The 17737-nt window shown below is 62.6% G+C and carries 12 protein-coding genes and 1 pseudogene; 3 read left to right on the top strand and 10 right to left on the bottom strand.

What is annotated here, in order from left to right:
• Window positions 1-75: 75 nt before the first annotated feature.
• The 3 genes from J3P89_RS10735 to J3P89_RS10745 form a co-directional block, all read right to left on the bottom strand.
• Complete coding sequence (locus J3P89_RS10735) at window positions 76-1056, bottom strand: sugar kinase (protein WP_434697492.1); 981 nt, start codon at window positions 1054-1056, stop codon at window positions 76-78.
• A complete protein-coding gene (locus tag J3P89_RS10740; protein WP_434657212.1) occupies window positions 1049-1831 on the bottom strand; it encodes a sugar phosphate isomerase/epimerase family protein in 783 nt (260 codons plus the stop codon). The genes J3P89_RS10735 and J3P89_RS10740 overlap by 8 nt, the downstream gene beginning before the upstream one ends.
• A 147-nt stretch (window positions 1832-1978) precedes the next feature.
• Window positions 1979-3007, bottom strand: coding sequence for a LacI family DNA-binding transcriptional regulator (locus J3P89_RS10745; protein WP_434697494.1), 1029 nt, complete (start codon window positions 3005-3007; stop codon window positions 1979-1981).
• A 243-nt stretch (window positions 3008-3250) separates the two neighbouring features.
• On the opposite strand from J3P89_RS10745, the gene J3P89_RS10750 reads away from it, so the two are divergent.
• On the top strand, window positions 3251-5404 hold the full coding sequence (locus J3P89_RS10750; protein ID WP_434697495.1) for a WG repeat-containing protein: 2154 nt from the start codon (window positions 3251-3253) through the stop codon (window positions 5402-5404).
• A gap of 151 nt (window positions 5405-5555) precedes the next feature.
• Here J3P89_RS10750 and J3P89_RS10755 read toward each other — a convergent pair whose 3' ends face one another.
• A complete protein-coding gene (locus J3P89_RS10755; protein ID WP_434630368.1) occupies window positions 5556-5909 on the bottom strand; it encodes a hypothetical protein in 354 nt (117 codons plus the stop codon).
• A 431-nt stretch (window positions 5910-6340) separates the two neighbouring features.
• Here J3P89_RS10755 and J3P89_RS10760 point away from each other — a divergent pair, with 431 nt between their 5' ends.
• Together J3P89_RS10760 and hpaR are read left to right on the top strand one after the other, a co-directional pair.
• The gene (locus J3P89_RS10760) at window positions 6341-11209 is read left to right on the top strand and encodes an NAD-glutamate dehydrogenase (RefSeq protein WP_434697496.1); all 4869 of its coding nucleotides are present in this window, start codon (window positions 6341-6343) and stop codon (window positions 11207-11209) included.
• 145 nt (window positions 11210-11354) lie between these two features.
• Window positions 11355-11776, top strand: a pseudogene (gene hpaR / locus J3P89_RS10765) (homoprotocatechuate degradation operon regulator HpaR).
• A gap of 63 nt (window positions 11777-11839) precedes the next feature.
• Here the strand turns inward: hpaR and hpaI are convergent.
• From hpaI to hpaE, 6 genes are all read right to left on the bottom strand, one after another.
• Window positions 11840-12637, bottom strand: a complete 798-nt coding sequence (gene hpaI, locus J3P89_RS10770; RefSeq protein ID WP_434697498.1) for a 4-hydroxy-2-oxoheptanedioate aldolase — start codon at window positions 12635-12637, stop codon at window positions 11840-11842.
• 13 nt (window positions 12638-12650) lie between these two features.
• Window positions 12651-13454: a 2-oxo-hept-4-ene-1,7-dioate hydratase gene (gene hpaH / locus J3P89_RS10775; RefSeq protein WP_434697499.1), complete on the bottom strand. Its 804-nt coding sequence runs from the start codon at window positions 13452-13454 to the stop codon at window positions 12651-12653.
• An 11-nt stretch (window positions 13455-13465) separates the two neighbouring features.
• The gene (locus J3P89_RS10780; RefSeq protein WP_434697500.1) at window positions 13466-14770 is read right to left on the bottom strand and encodes an MFS transporter; all 1305 of its coding nucleotides are present in this window, start codon (window positions 14768-14770) and stop codon (window positions 13466-13468) included.
• Window positions 14771-14812: 42 nt separating this feature from the next.
• Window positions 14813-15205, bottom strand: coding sequence for a 5-carboxymethyl-2-hydroxymuconate isomerase (locus tag J3P89_RS10785; RefSeq protein WP_434697501.1), 393 nt, complete (start codon window positions 15203-15205; stop codon window positions 14813-14815).
• 82 nt (window positions 15206-15287) lie between these two features.
• Window positions 15288-16145, bottom strand: a complete 858-nt coding sequence (hpaD, locus tag J3P89_RS10790; RefSeq protein ID WP_305500507.1) for a 3,4-dihydroxyphenylacetate 2,3-dioxygenase — start codon at window positions 16143-16145, stop codon at window positions 15288-15290.
• Between the two features lie 130 nt (window positions 16146-16275).
• The gene (gene hpaE, locus J3P89_RS10795) at window positions 16276-17736 is read right to left on the bottom strand and encodes a 5-carboxymethyl-2-hydroxymuconate semialdehyde dehydrogenase (protein ID WP_434697502.1); all 1461 of its coding nucleotides are present in this window, start codon (window positions 17734-17736) and stop codon (window positions 16276-16278) included.
• Between the last annotated feature and the right edge of the window lies 1 nt (window position 17737).

The raw sequence follows: 17737 nt of genomic DNA on the forward strand, positions 1-17737 counted from the left end.
CTCCTGAGCTTGTTGTTTTTGTTCAGCAGGTGCGTTTGTGGTGGCTTTTTCGCGAGCGGGCTCGCTCCCACAGGGTCAGCGGCGAGCCTTGTGGGAGCGAGCCTGCTCGCGATCGGCAGTTTCAAATTCGGCCAGTAATTCTTGGCGTGTCGGCAAGCCTTCCATATCCCCGCGGCTCTGCACCGCGCGGCTGCCGATCCAGTTGGCGCGCTGTACCGCCTCGCTGACGTCGCGGCCTTCGAGCAACGCGCTGATCAGGCCGACGGCAAAACCATCGCCGGCACCGACGGTGTCCACTACTCTGGACACCGGCACGCCGGCGACAAATCCCTGGCCCAGCTGGGTGCGGTAGTAGGCGCCGTCCGGGCCAAGCTTGATCACCACGACTTCGGCACCTTGGTCCAGGTAAAAGGCAGCAATGTCGGCCGGGTCGTCAAAACCGGTCAGCAACCGACCTTCGCCGAGGCCCGGCAAGACCCAGTGGGCGAGGGCGGCATGGCGGTTGATCTCGCTGATCATCAACGCTTCGCTGGCCCACAGGCTCGGGCGCAGGTTGGGGTCGAACGACAGGCTGCGGCCGGCCTCGCGCATGCGGCTCATCAATTCGAAGGACATTGCTCGGGCTGTGTCCGACAGCGCGGGGACGATGCCGGTAGCGTGCAGATGACGGGCGCGGAGCAGGGGCGGTGCGATGGAATCGATCGACAAGTGACTGGCCGCCGAGCCGCGACGGAAGTACTCGACCTGCGGATCGCTGCCGTCATCGGTGCGGGACTTGAACTGGAATCCGGTGGGGTGCGCCGGATCGACCGCCACGTGGCGGCAATCCAGGCCTTCTCTCTCCAGCGTCTGCACCACGAAGCGTCCCAGGGAGTCGGCGCCGACCCGGCTGAGCCAGGCCACCTGGAAACCCAGCCGCGCCAAGCCGATGGCGACATTGCTGTCGGCCCCGGCGATGCGTTTGTGAAACTGGTCGACGCTGGCCAGGTCGCCGCTCTGGTCGGCCACCAGCATCGCCATGGTTTCGCCGAACGACAATACATCGAACTCAGGCATGAGCACTCTCCCGGCGCGATTGTCCGAGGCGGGACAGGGTGGCGACATGTTCAGCGGTCAGTTGCGCCAGGTCGTCGCCTTGCAGCGGATACTCGGCGGCGCGCATCACGCCGACGGGCATGTGCTTGAGCAATTGCTCCCAAAGGTGCAGGTCTGCCAGCGCCGGAGGCACGGCGATCAGCTTGCCGTCGTCACGTCGGGCCACGGCCTTGCAGTGCACATACGCCACATGTCGTCCGAGTTGGCGCGCCGCCACGGTGGCCGATTGGTCCTGCCACTGCCAGTTGCCGATGTCGAAGGTCATGGCGACGGGCAACCCCTGTGCTTCAACTGCCGTGAAAAAACGCTGCAGGGGTTCGATCCGTCCGCCCTGCAGGGTCTGGTCGTTTTCCACCAGCAGTTGCACCGGGCTTGTCGCCAATATTGGCGCCAGGGCCGAGAGGTCATGGGAATCGGTGAAGTGGCCGAGGGACACTTTCAGCCAGGACGAGCCGAACGCCTCGCAACGTTGCAAGGCGACCAGCAGAGCGGGATTGGGCCTGGGTTGGCCGGGCAGCCAGAGTTCGAGTGGCGATGAATAGATGCTTGCCAGCCCTTGAGCCCGGGCGCCAGCAGCCAGCTCGTCGGGCTGTTCGTGGGTGAACAGTTCCTCGCGCCATTCGATGCGCGAGGCACCGGCGGCGGCCAGCAGTTCGACGAAGCTGCCTTGGCCGCGTTGGCGCACGAGGTCGGCGCCGAAGCTGGAGAGGCTGATGGAAACGTGTGGTCTGGTCATTGTTGTTGTACCTCTGAAACCGGTTTCAGTTCTGTTCAAAAAAAGGGGTGTCGTTGACGGCCTCATCGCGAGCAAGCTCGCTCCCACACTGGATTTGCGCACACCTGCAAATCCCCTGTGGGAGCGAGCTTGCTCGCGATAGCGCCCTCAACACCGACCATTTCTCAGCGTCGACCCGCGCTCAATCAACCGCGCCGCAAAATCCAGGGTCTGCACCGGCCCGTTGTCACCGCGCAAGCGCTTGAGCAGGCATTCGAATGCACGGGCACCGATTTCGGCGGTGGGTTGGGCGAGGGCGCTGATGCCGCTGCCCACCAACGGGTACCATTCCAGGTCATCCAGGGCGATCAGGCCGATGTCGTTGAACAAATGGCAACCGAGGTCGCGCAGTACCTGAGTGGCGGCCAGCGCGGCGATGCCGTTGGCGCAGAACAGCGCCTTGGGGCCCCGGTCCGGCTGGGCGAGCAAGGTCTTGATGCGCGGGAGGAGTTGATCGCCGGTTTCCACCACGGCCCCGGCCAGGGCTGGACGCCGTTGGATGCCGGTCTTGAAACTCTCGACCCGTTCGATCCGCGAGCTCGTGCCATCGAATGGCTCGGTCACCAGCAGCAGGTCGCGGTAGCCTCGCTGGTCAAGGTGATCGAGGGCCATATCGACGGCCGCCGGGTTGTCCAGCCCGACCAGGTCGGTGTCGAGCCGGTCGACCTTGCGATCCACCAGCACCATGGGCATTTCGCTGCGCAGCTCGAACAGTTCGTCGCGGTGATGACCCAGGGTGTTCACGATCAGCCCTTCGATGTTGTACGCGCGCAACAGCGCCAGGTGCTGGCGTTCCTGCTCGTCATCACGGTCGGTGTTGCACACCACCAGGCTGTAGCCGTGGCGACGGCAAGCGGTTTCCACGCCATGCATCACGGCAATCGAATAAGGGTTGCGGATATCGGCCACGAGCATGCCGATCAGGCGGGTGCGCCCGCGCTTGAGGCCGCGGGCCATCTGGTTGGGCCGGTAGCCCAGCTCGTCGATCGCCTGCTCGATGCGCCGGGCGATGGCTTCGGAAAGCAGGGCGCGGTCTTCGCCAATGAAGCGCGAGACGCTGGCCTTGGAGACCCCGGCGCGCTCGGCGACATCAAGCATGGTCACGCGGCTGCGCTGGGCAGCGGAGAAAGAAGTCACGGATTTAAACCTGCTTATTGGATTTATTAGCGGTTCTGAAACCGGTTTCAGGAAACACCAGAAGCTCAACGGGCGTCAAGGGCGGCGTGTCATAGGAGCGACCAACGGTGCTTCGCAGCAGCGGGGCCGTGGCGGCGCTTCAGGCAGGTCTTGTCAGAACCGGGCCAGGCAGGCGATTTGCAGCGCGCCAGGCCGTGTGTTTAGCTGCCTGACGTTCCCAGCCCCTTGACTGCCGAAGCCACCATGAACCTTACCCAGCCTCGTTTGAGATTGCTGTCGATATTGAGTGTGATCGTATTGGTGGTAGGCGGTATGTCCTACGCCCTGTTTCGTCACAGCGGCGCGCCGCAAGACGAAGGTTTTGTCGCCGGGGAAATCAACGAAGGGGGCGTGGAAGACATCGGCACGCTGGCGTGGCCCGAGGTGGAAAAGCGCCTCAACTATTTGCTTCAGGACACCGGGCAAACCCTGCGGTCCCTGGAGTTGGTCAGTGATGCGCAACTGAGCTTGTCCATCGAAACGAGCGAGTCTGCCGGCGAGCAGTCGTTGCAATACGAGCCGCTGTTTGTCCCGTTCACCAGCGCGCAGCTGAAAGCTGAACTGGCGACGATCCAAGGCCTGCGTTTTGCCCAGAGGCTGTTTGCCGATGGCTCCGAAGCAAGGCTCGACACCAGCAGCCTCGATCCGCTCTGGAAGCGCGCCGCCACCCCGGATGAGCCAGTGGCCGAGCGGTACCTGCCGCAACGCCTGCGCTTTCGTGATGGCAGCGAAAAAGCCTTCGCCGAACTCAAGGCACCCCCCGAGATTGAGTCTGACGACATTATCGCGTCCCATGACGCCTTCCGGATCGATGTCAACAAGCCATTGGCGAGTATCGGCCTGACGGTTGCTTACCGCAGCTATCCGGCGTTCAGGAAATTGCAACTGGACAAGGATCAGCCGAAAGTAACGCTGGACGACGGCCAATCCTTCCAGCTCACCGCCTTGGGCGACGCGAGCGCCTCCGTGCGCTTGAGCACGCCGAAGTCGTCGACTTTCGTCGTGCAGGGCCTGGATGGGACGGGCAAGGCGCTCTACAGCAACGGCAGCAGTTCGCGGACGTTTCCCTCCGAGGGCGATATCGCAGCGTTGCAGGACTATTACAAAGCGCTGCAGCAGACCAAGGATGATCTCAAGCAACTCAAGACCGGCCAGGCGGTGCAACAACAGCTGGAGCGCCTGACCGAAGCGCTTGTCGCCCAGGTGGGGCCGTTGAAAAACACCGAGGTCGAGTACCAGTTCGAGGCCACCCCGCAACGTATCGTCATTCATGTGCTCGAGCCGCTGGAAGACAACAGCGTTGAATTCGGCCAGGTCAACAACGTCCTTGCGCCACAGGCGCGTTACATCGCGCTTGACCGAGACATCGAGCGCTACGGCTTCATCGATGAGGCCGGCCAGTGGCTCATCAAGCCCCGTTGGGTACAGATACAGGACAGCCTGATGGCGGATGCCTACACGTTGTTTTCAGCCGCTAAGCCCAGCGACCCGGAGTCGGACGGGCAGGCGTTGCGCAGCCAGTTCGCCTATTTCCCCGCGGGCGGCAACAAGCTCGTCGATCTGCCATTCGAGTACATCGCCGAGGCATTGAGCGATGGCCTGCTGCTGGTGGAGCGAGAAACCAACGGCCCTTATGGGCTCTACGATGCCAGGAAGCATCGTTTCATCTTGCCGATGAAATTCGTCAACCCCACCGTGGCCGGCAAGGTGTTCATTGCTCGTCTCGGCAAACGCACCGAGCTCATGGAAGGCCTTTACGGCGCCTATACCCTGGAGGGTAAGGAAATCCTGCCAACGCAGTTTTCCGGCATCGAGCACAGCGAGGGTTACCTCTACGCCAGCTCCGCCGATCGAAGCCGGCAGGATGTCTACAACCTGGACGGCAAGCGGATCAACCCCGAGGGATACAGCACGTCAGGTCGCTTCGTGGGGCAGCAACCGCTGCTCGTGCAGGAGGTTAAAAGCAAGAAGTTCGCGTTTATCAATCGCCAGGGCGCGCGACTGCCTATCAAGTTGCCCTATGACGAGGTGGAGCCGTTTTCCAACGGCATGGCGGTGGTCGGGCGCGATGGCAGCTACGGTGCCATCGACCTGTCCGGCAGCCTGAAGGTGCCGCTGGAGTACGACCGGCTCAGCGCCTTCCAGACCCGCTACGCAGCCGCCACCCGGGCCGGTGGTGGTTCTGCCCTGGTGTTGATCAGCCAAGACAACAAACTGTTCAAGAAACTGGGCTCCTACACCAGCATGAAGGTGCCGGATAACGGCAATGACGCCCGTTATTATGTAAGGGGACCGGGTGATAGCGATGAATATCTGGTGTATGACGCGGATGGCAATCTGGTGAAAGACGGCGAATAAAGCCGCCCCCCCTGTGGCGAGGGAGCTTGCTCCCGCTCGGCTGCGCAGCAGTCGCAAATCGGCCGGCGCGGTTTGCCTGCCGGATTTGTGGTGCCTGGTTTTGGGGTTGCTGCGCAACCCAGCGGGAGCAAGCTCCCTCGCCACGGGCATCTCAGAGCTGGCTGAGGTAAGTACCGGTTCCCTTGAGAATGTTCTGCAACGTCAGTTCCACTTCCGCCAGATCCGTCACATTTGCGTCGTAGGTTATCTCCAGCACGTCATCACCGTTGAGTGCATCGGCATCCGCCGCGGCGATTTCGATTTTCAACAAGGTTGGGCTGAGGGTGACCTTGACGCCTTCCAACGTCGAAGGCTCGCCGTCCAGGGTGATCTCCAGTTCGTCTTCGTCGGGATAGCGGGTCATCAGGAACATGTCGCCCTGGTTGCTGTGGCAGCACAGCATGGCCATGTTGTCCTCTTCTTCGTCGCACGGGTTGGCGATCAGCAGGGCGGTGGTCATTTGCATGGGGGAGGGCTCCTGGCTCGATGAGCCTTGCGGGGGCGAAAAAGGGAATTCTGCCAGTCCGGACGATTTTCTGCAGGATTACCACCTTCGGGTGCCGTTTGGGCTCCAGGCTGCTAGGGTTGTTCGATGCAGAGCGGTCATAACGCTAGCCGATGACCGAATATGTCGCAGCGTTGCAAGCAGGCACATTGTCGCACTCGTTAAGCTGCGCAACGGATGTGCACCTGCAAAGGCCACCCGAGGGTGTTTTTTGCAGGTGTCCATGACATGGAACTACATGGAAAAGGATGTGACCTGCGGGTCTCGTCCAGCTTCACCCACCTGTCATCCTGTTTCCTCTGCCCGAGAATCAGGAACAGGATGGCCGACGGCCCCGAAAGGGGTTGCACGCGACGCTACCATCAATAACAAGCCCAAGCGGAGTACCACAGATGGCGTTCTTCACCGCAGCCAGCAAAGCCGACTTCCAGCACCAACTGCAAGCGGCACTGGCGCAGCACATCAGTGAACAGGCACTGCCACAAGTGGCGCTGTTCGCTGAACAATTCTTCGGCATCATTTCCCTCGATGAACTCACCCAGCGCCGGTTGTCCGACCTCGCCGGCTGCACCCTGTCCGCCTGGCGCCTGCTTGAGCGCTTCGATCACGCGCAACCGCAGGTGCGTGTCTACAACCCCGATTATGAACGTCACGGCTGGCAGTCGACCCACACCGCCGTCGAAGTGCTGCACCACGACCTGCCATTTCTGGTGGACTCGGTCCGCACCGAGCTGAACCGTCGCGGCTACAGCATCCATACCCTGCAAACCACCGTCCTGAGCGTGCGTCGCGGCAGCAAGGGCGAGTTGCTGGAAATCCTGCCCAAAGGCACCCAGGGCGACGACGTGCTGCAAGAGTCGTTGATGTACCTGGAGATCGACCGCTGCGCCAATGCCGCTGAACTCAATGTCCTGAGCAAGGAACTTGAGCAGGTGCTGGGCGAAGTGCGCGTGGCCGTGGCCGATTTCGAGCCGATGAAAGCCAAGGTCCGGGAAATCCTCGCGAGCCTGGACAACAGCGCCTACACCACCGATGCCGACGAAAAAGCCGAAATCAAGAGCTTCCTGGAATGGCTGGTGGGCAACCACTTCACTTTCCTCGGCTATGAAGAGTTCGTGGTTCGCGATGAAGCCGACGGCGGCCACATCGAATACGATCCTGAATCGTTCCTCGGCCTGACCAAGTTGCTGCGCGCCGGTCTGACCGCCGAAGACCTGCGCATCGAAGACTACGCGGTCAATTACCTGCGCGAACCGACCGTGCTGTCGTTCGCCAAGGCCGCGCACCCAAGCCGCGTGCATCGTCCGGCCTACCCGGACTACGTGTCGATCCGTGAAATCGACGCCAACGGCAAGGTCATCAAGGAATGCCGTTTCATGGGCCTGTACACCTCTTCGGTGTACGGCGAAAGCGTGCGGGTCATTCCGTATATCCGTCGCAAGGTCGAGGAAATCGAACGTCGTTCGGGCTTCCAGGCCAAGGCGCACCTGGGCAAGGAACTGGCCCAGGTGGTCGAAGTGCTGCCCCGTGACGACCTGTTCCAGACCCCGGTGGACGAGCTGTTCAGCACGGTGATGTCCATCGTGCAGATCCAGGAACGCAACAAGATCCGCGTGTTCCTGCGCAAGGACCCGTACGGTCGTTTCTGCTACTGCCTGGCCTATGTGCCGCGTGACATCTATTCCACCGAAGTGCGCCAGAAGATCCAGCAAGTGCTGATGGATCGCCTGAAGGCGTCGGACTGCGAGTTCTGGACGTTCTTCTCTGAATCCGTACTGGCTCGCGTGCAACTGATCCTGCGCGTGGACCCGAAAAACCGTCTCGACATCGACCCGGTCCTGCTGGAAAAAGAAGTCGTGCAGGCCTGCCGCAGCTGGAAGGACGACTACGCCAGCCTGGTGATCGAGAGCTTCGGCGAAGCCCAGGGCACCAACGTGCTGTCGGATTTCCCGAAAGGCTTCCCGGCCGGCTACCGCGAGCGTTTTGCCGCGCACTCGGCCGTAGTGGACATGCAACACCTGCTGAGCCTGAATGAAACCAATCCGCTGGTGATGAGCTTCTACCAGCCGTTGGGCCAGGTGTCCGGCCAGCGTGAGCTGCACTGCAAGCTGTATCACGCCGACACGCCGCTGGCGCTGTCCGACGTGCTGCCGATCCTGGAGAACCTCGGCCTGCGCGTGCTGGGCGAGTTCCCGTATCGCCTGCGCCACACCAACGGCCGCGAGTTCTGGATTCACGATTTCGCGTTCACCGCCGCCGAAGGCCTCGACCTCGACATCCAGCAACTCAACGACACCCTGCAGGACGCCTTTGTCCACATCGTCCGTGGCGACGCCGAGAACGATGCATTCAACCGCCTGGTGCTGACCGCCGGCCTGCCATGGCGTGACGTGGCGTTGCTGCGCGCCTACGCCCGTTACCTGAAGCAGATCCGCCTGGGCTTCGACCTCGGCTACATCGCCAGCACCCTGAACAACCACACCGACATCGCTCGCGAGCTGACCCGGTTGTTCAAGACGCGTTTCTACCTGGCGCGCAAGCTCAGCGGCGACGACCTGGAAGACAAGCAACAGCGTCTGGAACAGGCGATCCTCACGGCCCTCGACGATGTGCAGGTGCTCAATGAAGACCGCATCCTGCGTCGTTACCTGGACCTGATCAAGGCGACCCTGCGGACCAACTTCTACCAGACCGACGCCAACGGCCATAACAAGTCGTACTTCAGCTTCAAGTTCAACCCGCACCTGATTCCGGAACTGCCGAAGCCGGTGCCCAAGTTCGAGATCTTCGTCTACTCGCCACGGGTCGAAGGCGTGCACCTGCGCTTCGGCAACGTCGCTCGCGGTGGCCTGCGCTGGTCCGACCGCGAGGAAGACTACCGCACCGAAGTCCTCGGCCTGGTAAAAGCCCAGCAAGTGAAGAACTCGGTGATCGTGCCCGTGGGCGCCAAGGGCGGTTTCCTGCCGCGTCGCCTGCCATTGGGCGGCAGCCGGGACGAGATCGCGGCCGAGGGCATCGCCTGCTACCGCATCTTCATCTCGGGTCTGCTGGACATCACCGACAACCTGAAGGACGGCGCCCTGGTGCCGCCGGTCAACGTCGTGCGGCATGACGACGATGACCCGTACCTGGTGGTGGCGGCCGACAAAGGCACCGCGACCTTCTCCGACATCGCCAACGGCATCGCCATCGACTACGGCTTCTGGCTGGGTGACGCGTTCGCCTCCGGCGGTTCGGCCGGCTACGACCACAAGAAAATGGGCATCACCGCCAAGGGCGCGTGGGTTGGCGTACAGCGTCACTTCCGCGAGCGCGGCATCAACGTGCAGGAAGACAGCATCACCGTGGTGGGCGTCGGCGACATGGCCGGCGACGTGTTCGGCAACGGCTTGCTGATGTCCGACAAGCTGCAACTGGTCGCGGCCTTCAACCACCTGCACATCTTCATCGACCCGAACCCTACGCCTGCCAGCAGTTTCGCCGAGCGCAAGCGTCTGTTCGATCTGCCGCGTTCGGCCTGGACCGACTACGACGCCAGCATCATGTCCGAAGGCGGCGGTATCTTCTCGCGCAGCGCGAAGAGCATCGCGATTTCGCCGCAGATGAAAGAGCGCTTCGACATCAGGGCCGACAAGCTGACCCCGACCGAGCTGCTGAACGCCTTGCTCAAGGCGCCGGTAGACCTGTTGTGGAACGGCGGTATCGGCACCTACGTCAAGGCCAGCACCGAAAGCCACGCCGATGTCGGCGACAAGGCCAACGATGCGCTGCGCGTCAACGGTAACGAGCTGCGCTGCAAGGTGGTGGGCGAGGGCGGCAACCTGGGCATGACCCAGCTCGGTCGCGTCGAGTTCGGCCTGCATGGCGGCGCCACCAACACCGACTTCATCGACAACGCCGGCGGCGTGGACTGCTCCGACCACGAAGTGAACATCAAGATCCTGCTCAACGAAGTGGTGCAGGCCGGCGACATGACCGACAAGCAACGCAACCAGTTGCTGGCGAGCATGACCGACGAAGTCGGCGGCCTGGTGTTGGGCAACAACTACAAGCAGACCCAGGCCCTGTCCCTGGCGGCGCGTCGCGCCTTTGTGCGGATCGCCGAATACAAGCGTCTGATGAACGACCTGGAAGCCCGTGGCAAGCTGGACCGTGCCATCGAGTTCCTGCCGACCGAAGACCAACTGGCCGAACGTGTCGCGGCAGGCCAGGGCCTGACCCGTGCCGAGCTTTCGGTACTGATCTCGTACAGCAAGATCGACCTCAAGGAAGCGCTGCTCAATTCCCTGGTGCCGGACGATGACTACCTGACCCGCGACATGGAGACCGCATTCCCGCCAACGCTGGTGAGCAAGTTCTCCGAGGCCATGCGTCGCCATCGCCTGAAACGCGAGATCGTCAGCACCCAGATCGCCAACGATCTGGTCAACCACATGGGCATCACGTTCGTCCAGCGGTTGAAGGAGTCGACGGGCATGAGCCCGGCGAACGTGGCCGGTGCTTATGTAATCGTTCGGGACATCTTCCACCTCCCGCACTGGTTCCGTCAGATCGAAGCGCTGGACCACCAGGTTTCCGCCGACGTGCAACTGGAGCTGATGGACGAGCTGATGCGCCTGGGCCGTCGCGCCACGCGCTGGTTCCTGCGCAGCCGCCGCAACGAGCAGAATGCTGCCCGTGACGTCGCTCACTTCGGTCCGCACCTGGCGGCGTTGGGCCTCAAGCTCGACGAACTGCTGGAAGGCCCGACCCGCGAAGGCTGGCAGACCCGCTACCAGGCCTACGTGGCCGCCGGCGTGCCGGAGTTGCTGGCGCGCATGGTTGCCGGCACCACGCACCTGTACACCTTGCTGCCGATCATCGAGGCGTCCGACGTCACCGGCCAGAACGCCGCCGATGTGGCCAAGGCCTACTTCGCCGTGGGCAGTGCGCTGGACATCACCTGGTACCTGCAACAGATCAGCGCCTTGCCGGTTGAAAACAACTGGCAGGCCCTGGCCCGTGAAGCGTTCCGCGATGACATCGACTGGCAGCAGCGGGCGATCACCATCTCGGTCCTGCAGGAAGGCGACGGTAGCCAGGACGTGGAAACTCGTCTGGCGCTGTGGCTGGAGCAGCACCACGAGATGGTCGAGCGCTGGCGCGCCATGCTGGTGGACATTCGTGCCGCCAGCGGCACCGACTACGCCATGTACGCAGTCGCCAACCGCGAACTGCTCGACCTGGCGCTGAGCGGTCAGGCGGTGGTCACGGCCAACTGATACACCGCTGAATGAAGAAGCCCCGCCTCGAGAGAAGCGGGGCTTTTTTTTGGGTTTTCAAACAGTTCGCACAAAGCTGAGTGTTCCAGCGTGAAGCTGATAAGATTTGGTTAACTCATTAACTATTTTTCCGCGAAAACATGTCATGCCCAAACCCCGGCAATCCCTGACCTTGACCCTGCTGCAGGCCCGTGAAGCGGCCATGGCTTTTTCCGTCCATCGCTGAACCAGCACGGGTTGACCGAGCAACAGTGGCGGGTCATCCGCATCCTCAGCCAGCATGACGAGCTGGAAATCAATCGCCTCGCCGAACTGGCCTGCATCCTCAAGCCGAGCATGACCGGCGTACTGGTACGCATGGAAGCAGCGGGCATGGTCGTGCGGCGCAAGGCCGAACAGGACCAGCGCCGCGTGCTGGTGCGCCTGGCACCCCAGGGCCAGGCATGCTTCGACTCGATGAGCCAGAGCATGGAGGAAAACTACCAGCGTCTACAGGGGCGGTTGGGGGAGGAGAAATTGCAGACGTTGTTGGGGTTGCTTGATGATCTCAAGACAATCAAACGCTAGAAGGCGCGAGTGGTTCACCTTGTGGTGAGGGAGCTTGCTCCCTGACCACAAGGTGACGGTGAGTCAGTAGACGCCACCGGTCGATGGTTTTGGGGTGTTCTTGAATGTTGCAGCCAACGCCTGTAACCCGCGCATCAGCACCGTCGTGTCCACGCCCACGGCGACAAAGGCTGCGCCGAGTTCGATGTAGCGTCGGGCGAGTGTCTCGTCGGCGCTGAGGATCCCGGCCGCTTTGCCCGCCTGGCGAATGCGCGCGATGGCATCCTCGATGGCCGCTTGCACTTGCGGGTGGCCGGGGTTGCCGCGATGGCCCATCGATGCGCTCAAGTCCGCCGGGCCGATGAACACCCCGTCGACGCCCTCGACGGCGGCGATGGCGTCCAGGTTGGCGAGTCCCTCGCAGCTTTCGATCTGCACCAGCAGGCACATCTGCTCATCGGCGTGGTCGAGGTAGCCGGCAATGCTGTTCCAGCGCGAGGCCCGGGCCAGTGCGCTGCCGACGCCGCGTACACCGTGGGGCGGGTAATGCATGGCGCGCACCAGTTCGCTGGCTTGGGCGGCGCTTTCCACCATCGGCACCAGCAGCGTTTGCGCGCCGATATCGAGCAGTTGCTTGATCAGTGCCGTGTCGCCGATCACCGGGCGAATCACCGGTTGGCCGGGGTAGGGCGCGATGGCCTGGAGCTGGCCGAGCAGGGTGCGCAGGTCGTTGGGCGCGTGTTCACCGTCGATCAGCAACCAGTCGAATCCGGCATTGGCCGCCAGCTCCGCGCAGTAGGCGTCGGCCAGGCCCAGCCACAGGCCGATTTGTGCTTCACCGCTGCGCAGGCGTTGCTTGAAGGTATTGACGGGCATGTCCATGTGAAGTCTCCGGTCAGACGAAACGGCAGGCGATGGAGCCGAGCATGTCGTAATCGACATGGAAGGTATCGCCCGGATTGGCCGCCACCGGGCGGGTGAAAGAGCCGCCCAGGATGATCTGGCCCGGCTGCAGCGTGACGTCGTACGCCGCCAGTTTGTTCGCCAGCCAGGCCACGCCCTTGGCCGGGTGATTGAGCACCGCCGCCGACACGCCGGACTCCTCGATCACGCCGTTGCGATAGAGCACTGCCGGCACCTTGCGCAGGTCGATCTCGGTGGGCCGCACGGCACGGCCGCCCATGACCACGCCGGCATTGGCGGCGTTGTCGGAAATGGTATCGAAGACCTTGCGGGTGACCTTGGTCTGCGGGTCGATCTGCTGGATACGCGCATCGATGATTTCCAGCGCCGGAATCACCCATTCGGTGGCATCAAGCACGTCGAACAGCGTCACGTTCGGGCCTTTGAGCGGCTTGCCGAGAATGAACGCCAGCTCGACTTCCACGCGCGGCACGATGAAGCGCTCGAACGGAATGTCGCTGCCTTCATCGAAAAACATGTCGTCCAGCAGCGCGCCATAATCCGGTTCGGTGATATTCGACGAGACCTGCATTGCGCGGGAAGTCAGGCCGATCTTGTGGCCGACCAGCTTGCGCCCGTCGTTGATTTTTTGCACGACCCAGGCGCGCTGGATAGCGTAGGCGTCATCGATGGTGATGCCTGGATGGTCGAGGGAAAATTGCCGCACCTGTTCACGGGAGCGTTCGGCTTGGTCAAGGCGCGCGGCGGCTTGCTGGATGAGGCTTTGATCGAGCATGACAAGGGTCTCTATTGTGGATTGACGATGGCCGCCCGGGTGCGCAGCACCAACAGGCCACCCAGGGCGATGAGCAGTGCCAGGACGTAAAGGGCCAGGCTGGCGCTCTGGGTGGTGTCGCGCATCCAGCCGATCAGGTAGGGCGCGAAGAACGAAGCGATGCTGCCGAAGGAACTGATCAGTGCGATGCCGGCGGCCTGGGTGCTGTTGGACAGGAACGCCGGTGGCAGTTGCCAGAACATCGGCAACGCGGCACTGGCGCCCATGCCGGCGAGGATCAGGCCGCCCAGCACCAGGGTCGGATTGGCCGGGGAAAGCCCGGCGACGGCAATGCCGGCCGCCGCCATCAACAGCGGCACGCACAGGTGCCAGCGGCGTTCGCGGTGGTGATCGGACGAGCGTCCGCAACCGATCATGAAGAAACAGCCAGCCAGGTAAGGCACGGCGCTGAGCAGCCCGACCTTGCCATCGCTGCCGATGCCGGCGCCATGGATCAGGGTGGGCATCCAGAACGCCAGGGTGTTGACCGCCAGCATCACCGCGAAATACACCGCCACCAGCAGCCAGACCTGCGGGTTGCCGAGAATGGCCGAGAACGAGGTAATGGATTTGCGCTGTTCTTCGTGGCTCAGTTGCTCACGCAGTTGCTGCTTGGCGTCGGCGCTGAGCCAGTTGACCGTCTCGAAGCTGTCGGGCAGGCACTTGAGCACCACCAGGCCGAGCAGGATCACCGGCAAGCCTTCGATGATGAACATCCATTGCCAGCCGCGCAGGCCGCCGAAGTCATGGAAATGTTCCAATATGCCGCCTGACAACGGCCCGCCGATCACGCCCGCCATCGGCACGGCAATGGCAAACAGCGCCGTGACCTGGGCCCGGCGCCGCGCCGGGTACCAGCGGTTGAGAAAGACCAGGATGCCCGGGAAGAACCCGGCCTCGGCCACGCCCAGCAGAAAGCGCAACACGTAGAACCCGCTGGCGCTATCGATGAGGAACATGCCGGTCGACAACGCGCCCCAGACCACCATCAGCGTGGCGATCCAGCGACGCGGGCCGACCCGGTCCAGGGCCATGTTGCTCGGCACGCCGAACAGCGCATAGGCGATGAAGAACAGGCCGGCGCCGAAGCCATAGACCGTGTCGCTGAATTGCAGGTCGGCGCTCATCTGCATCTTGGCGAAGCCGATGTTGATGCGGTCCAGGTGGGCAAAGAGGTAGCAGACCAGCAACAGCGGCATCAGCCGCCAGGTGATGCTGGCATGGGTGCGGTCGTGCGCGAGGGTGCCGGCGGTTTCGGCAGTATTGGCTGTGCTCATGATCTTGTACTTTTTGTCTGAGAGGCCGATGGGGCGAACGGGCTAGCTGGGCTGGCCCTTGAGAAAGGCGTGGACGTTGTTGGCCTTGAAGTTGAGCTGCTCGTGCAGCTCGATCATCTCGAATGACAACGCCAGCAGGCGTTGGGCCTGCAAGTCGGCGAAGTGCGTGGTGATCAGTTCGAAGAGTTTTTCCGCGATCTTTTGCCGGGTAGCCTGGTCGCGACCATGGCCGACCTTGAGCGTCATATGGACAAAGGCGTAATCGTGCCTGCCGTCTGCCATGCGCCAGGTGTCCAGGCGCACGCCACGGCTGCGGATGCCGCCCAAGGGAAACACGCCGCTGTCGCCTAGCAACAGGTGGACCTTTTCAAACAGGCCGGGCAGGTCGGCCTGCTGCTCGATGTTATCGGTGTATTCCGCGATGAAATGGGGCATGGGGGCCTCCTGCGTCGGCAGCTTCGAGTTGTAAGCGGCAAGCGGCAAGTTGAGGCGATCAGCTTGAGCTTGCGGCTGTTGTTCAGACTGGAAAAATCGCGTTGATCTGGCCGGTGCCGGAGCTGCCGAAGGGCTCGGTGATGATTTCGGCGGGTTTGGCGTAGTCCGGCCCCCCGAGCAGCCCCAGCAGCATCGCCGTGTCGTGCATCTTGCCTTCGCCGAAGCAGTGTTCGGCGTAGTCCGGCAGCATGGCGCAGAACTCTTTCCAGCGGCCTTCGCGCCACAACTTCACGACGTGCAGATCGACCTGCTTGTCGAATTCCCGCGTCCAGTTGTGGATGTTCGCTTCGGCGTTGCGGTCGTCGGAGAACCGGTGGGACAGCGAGCCGGAGGCCAGGACCAGGACCTTACGGTCGCTCTTCTCGATGGCCCGGCGCACGGCGGCGCCGAAGGCGAAACTGTCTTGCAGGCGGTGCCAGGCGCACCAGGCGGCAATCGACACCACGTTGAATTTCTGCTCCGCCGGTACATCCATGTGCATGTAGCGCATCGGCACCAAGGTGCCGTATTCCAGCTCAAGGCTGGGGATGTTGTGGGCCAGGGTCCTGATATCGGCGGCATTGGCTTCGGCGGCGATCAACTCGCCCAGCTCCGGGCAACCCGGGTATTCGTACTCCATGTTCTTGATGAAGTGCGGCAGTTCGTTGCTGGTGTAGATGCCTTTGAAATGCTCGCCGCTGTTGACGTGATAAGCGCTGTTGACCAGCCAGTGCACGTCGAACACCACGGCGGTATCGGCGCCCAGTTCACGGGCGCGACGGCCGATTTCCTTGTGCCCGGCGATCGCTGCCGCGCGGCAGCCATGATGCTTGCCGGGCAGCTCGGACAGGTACATCGAGGGAACGTGGCAGATCTTCGCAGCCAGGACGACTTCGCCCATGATGATTCTCCTGAAATGTTGTTCTTGTTGATCTTCAAAACGGTGAAACAGGTCTTGCTGGTGTTGGAGCTTTTGTGGCGAGGGGATGAATCCCCTCGCCACGGGGCCATCGTCGCCAAGGAGGCTTGGGCTACACCCCCCACCGCGGAATGTGATGGCTGCCCATGGAGATGCACACGTTCTTGATCTCGGCGAAGACTTCGAAGCTGTACTGTCCGCCTTCGCGGCCGGTTCCGGAACCCTTTACGCCACCGAAAGGCTGGCGCAGGTCGCGCACGTTCTGGCTGTTGATGAACACCATGCCGGCCTCGATGCCGTGAGCCAGGCGATGGGCCTTGCCAATGTCCTGGGTCCAGATATAGGACGCCAGGCCATATTCGGTAGCGTTGGCCAACCGCAAGGCTTCGGCCTCGTCCCTGAACGGAATCAGGCACACCACCGGGCCGAAGATTTCTTCCTGGGCGATGCGCATGTTGTTGTTCACGTCGGCGAACACCGTCGGCTGGATGAACTGGCCGCGACTCAGATGCGCCGGCAGGTTGGCCGGACGCTCCAGGCCACCGGCGAGCAGGGTGGCGCCTTCTTCGAGACCGATCCTGATGTAGCCGGTGACCTTGTCGTAATGGGCCTGGGTGATCATCGAGCCGACCTGGGTATTGGGGTCCTGCGGGTCGCCGACGATCAGGCGTCTGGCGCGGGCGGCGAACTCGGCTACGAACTGCGGGTAGACACTTTCCTGGATGAAGATCCGGCTGCCGGCGGTGCAGCGCTCGCCGTTCAACGAGAAGATGGTGAACAGTGCCGCGTCGAGGGCACGGTCAAGATCGGCGTCTTCGAAAATCAGTACCGGTGACTTGCCGCCCAGTTCCATCGAGTACTTTTTAAGGCCCGCAGTCTGCATGATTTTCTTGCCGGTGGCGGTGCCGCCGGTGAAAGAAATCGCCCGCACGTCCGGGTGACGCACCAACGCATCGCCGGCCGTGGCGCCGTAGCCCTGGATCACGTTGAGCACCCCGTTGGGAATGCCGGCCTCGACGGCCAGGCGCCCGAGTTCGTTGGCGGTCAGCGGCGACAGCTCGGACATTTTCAGCACGGCGGTATTGCCCAGTGCCAGGCATGGCGCGGTCTTCCAGGTCGCGGTCATGAACGGCACGTTCCACGGCGAGACCAAGGCGCAGACACCCACCGGCTGGTACAGGGTGTAGTTGAGCATCTGGTCGTCGACCGGGTAGGTGTGGCCGTCCATTCGGGTGCAGACTTCGGCGAAGAAATCGAAGTTGTGGGAGGCCCTTGGGATCAGCACGTTCCTGGTCTGGTGGATCGGCAAGCCGGTGTCGAGGGTTTCCAGTTCGGCCAGTTTCGGCACGTTCTGTTCGATCAGCTCGCCGAGTTTGCGCATCAGCCGGGCCCGTTCTTTCGCCGGGGTGTTGGCCCATTTCGGAAACGCTGCCTTGGCCGCCGCGACAGCCTGGGCGACTTCCTCGGCGCCGCCGCTTGCGACTTCGCCAATGGCCTCGCCGGTGGCGGGGTTGTAGTTGACGAAGACGTCTTTGCTCTCGACCTCACGGCCATCGATCCAGTGTTTGATCATG

It is taken from the genome of Pseudomonas sp. Z1-14, from assembly GCF_051132005.1.
In the GTDB taxonomy this organism is placed as follows: domain Bacteria; phylum Pseudomonadota; class Gammaproteobacteria; order Pseudomonadales; family Pseudomonadaceae; genus Aquipseudomonas.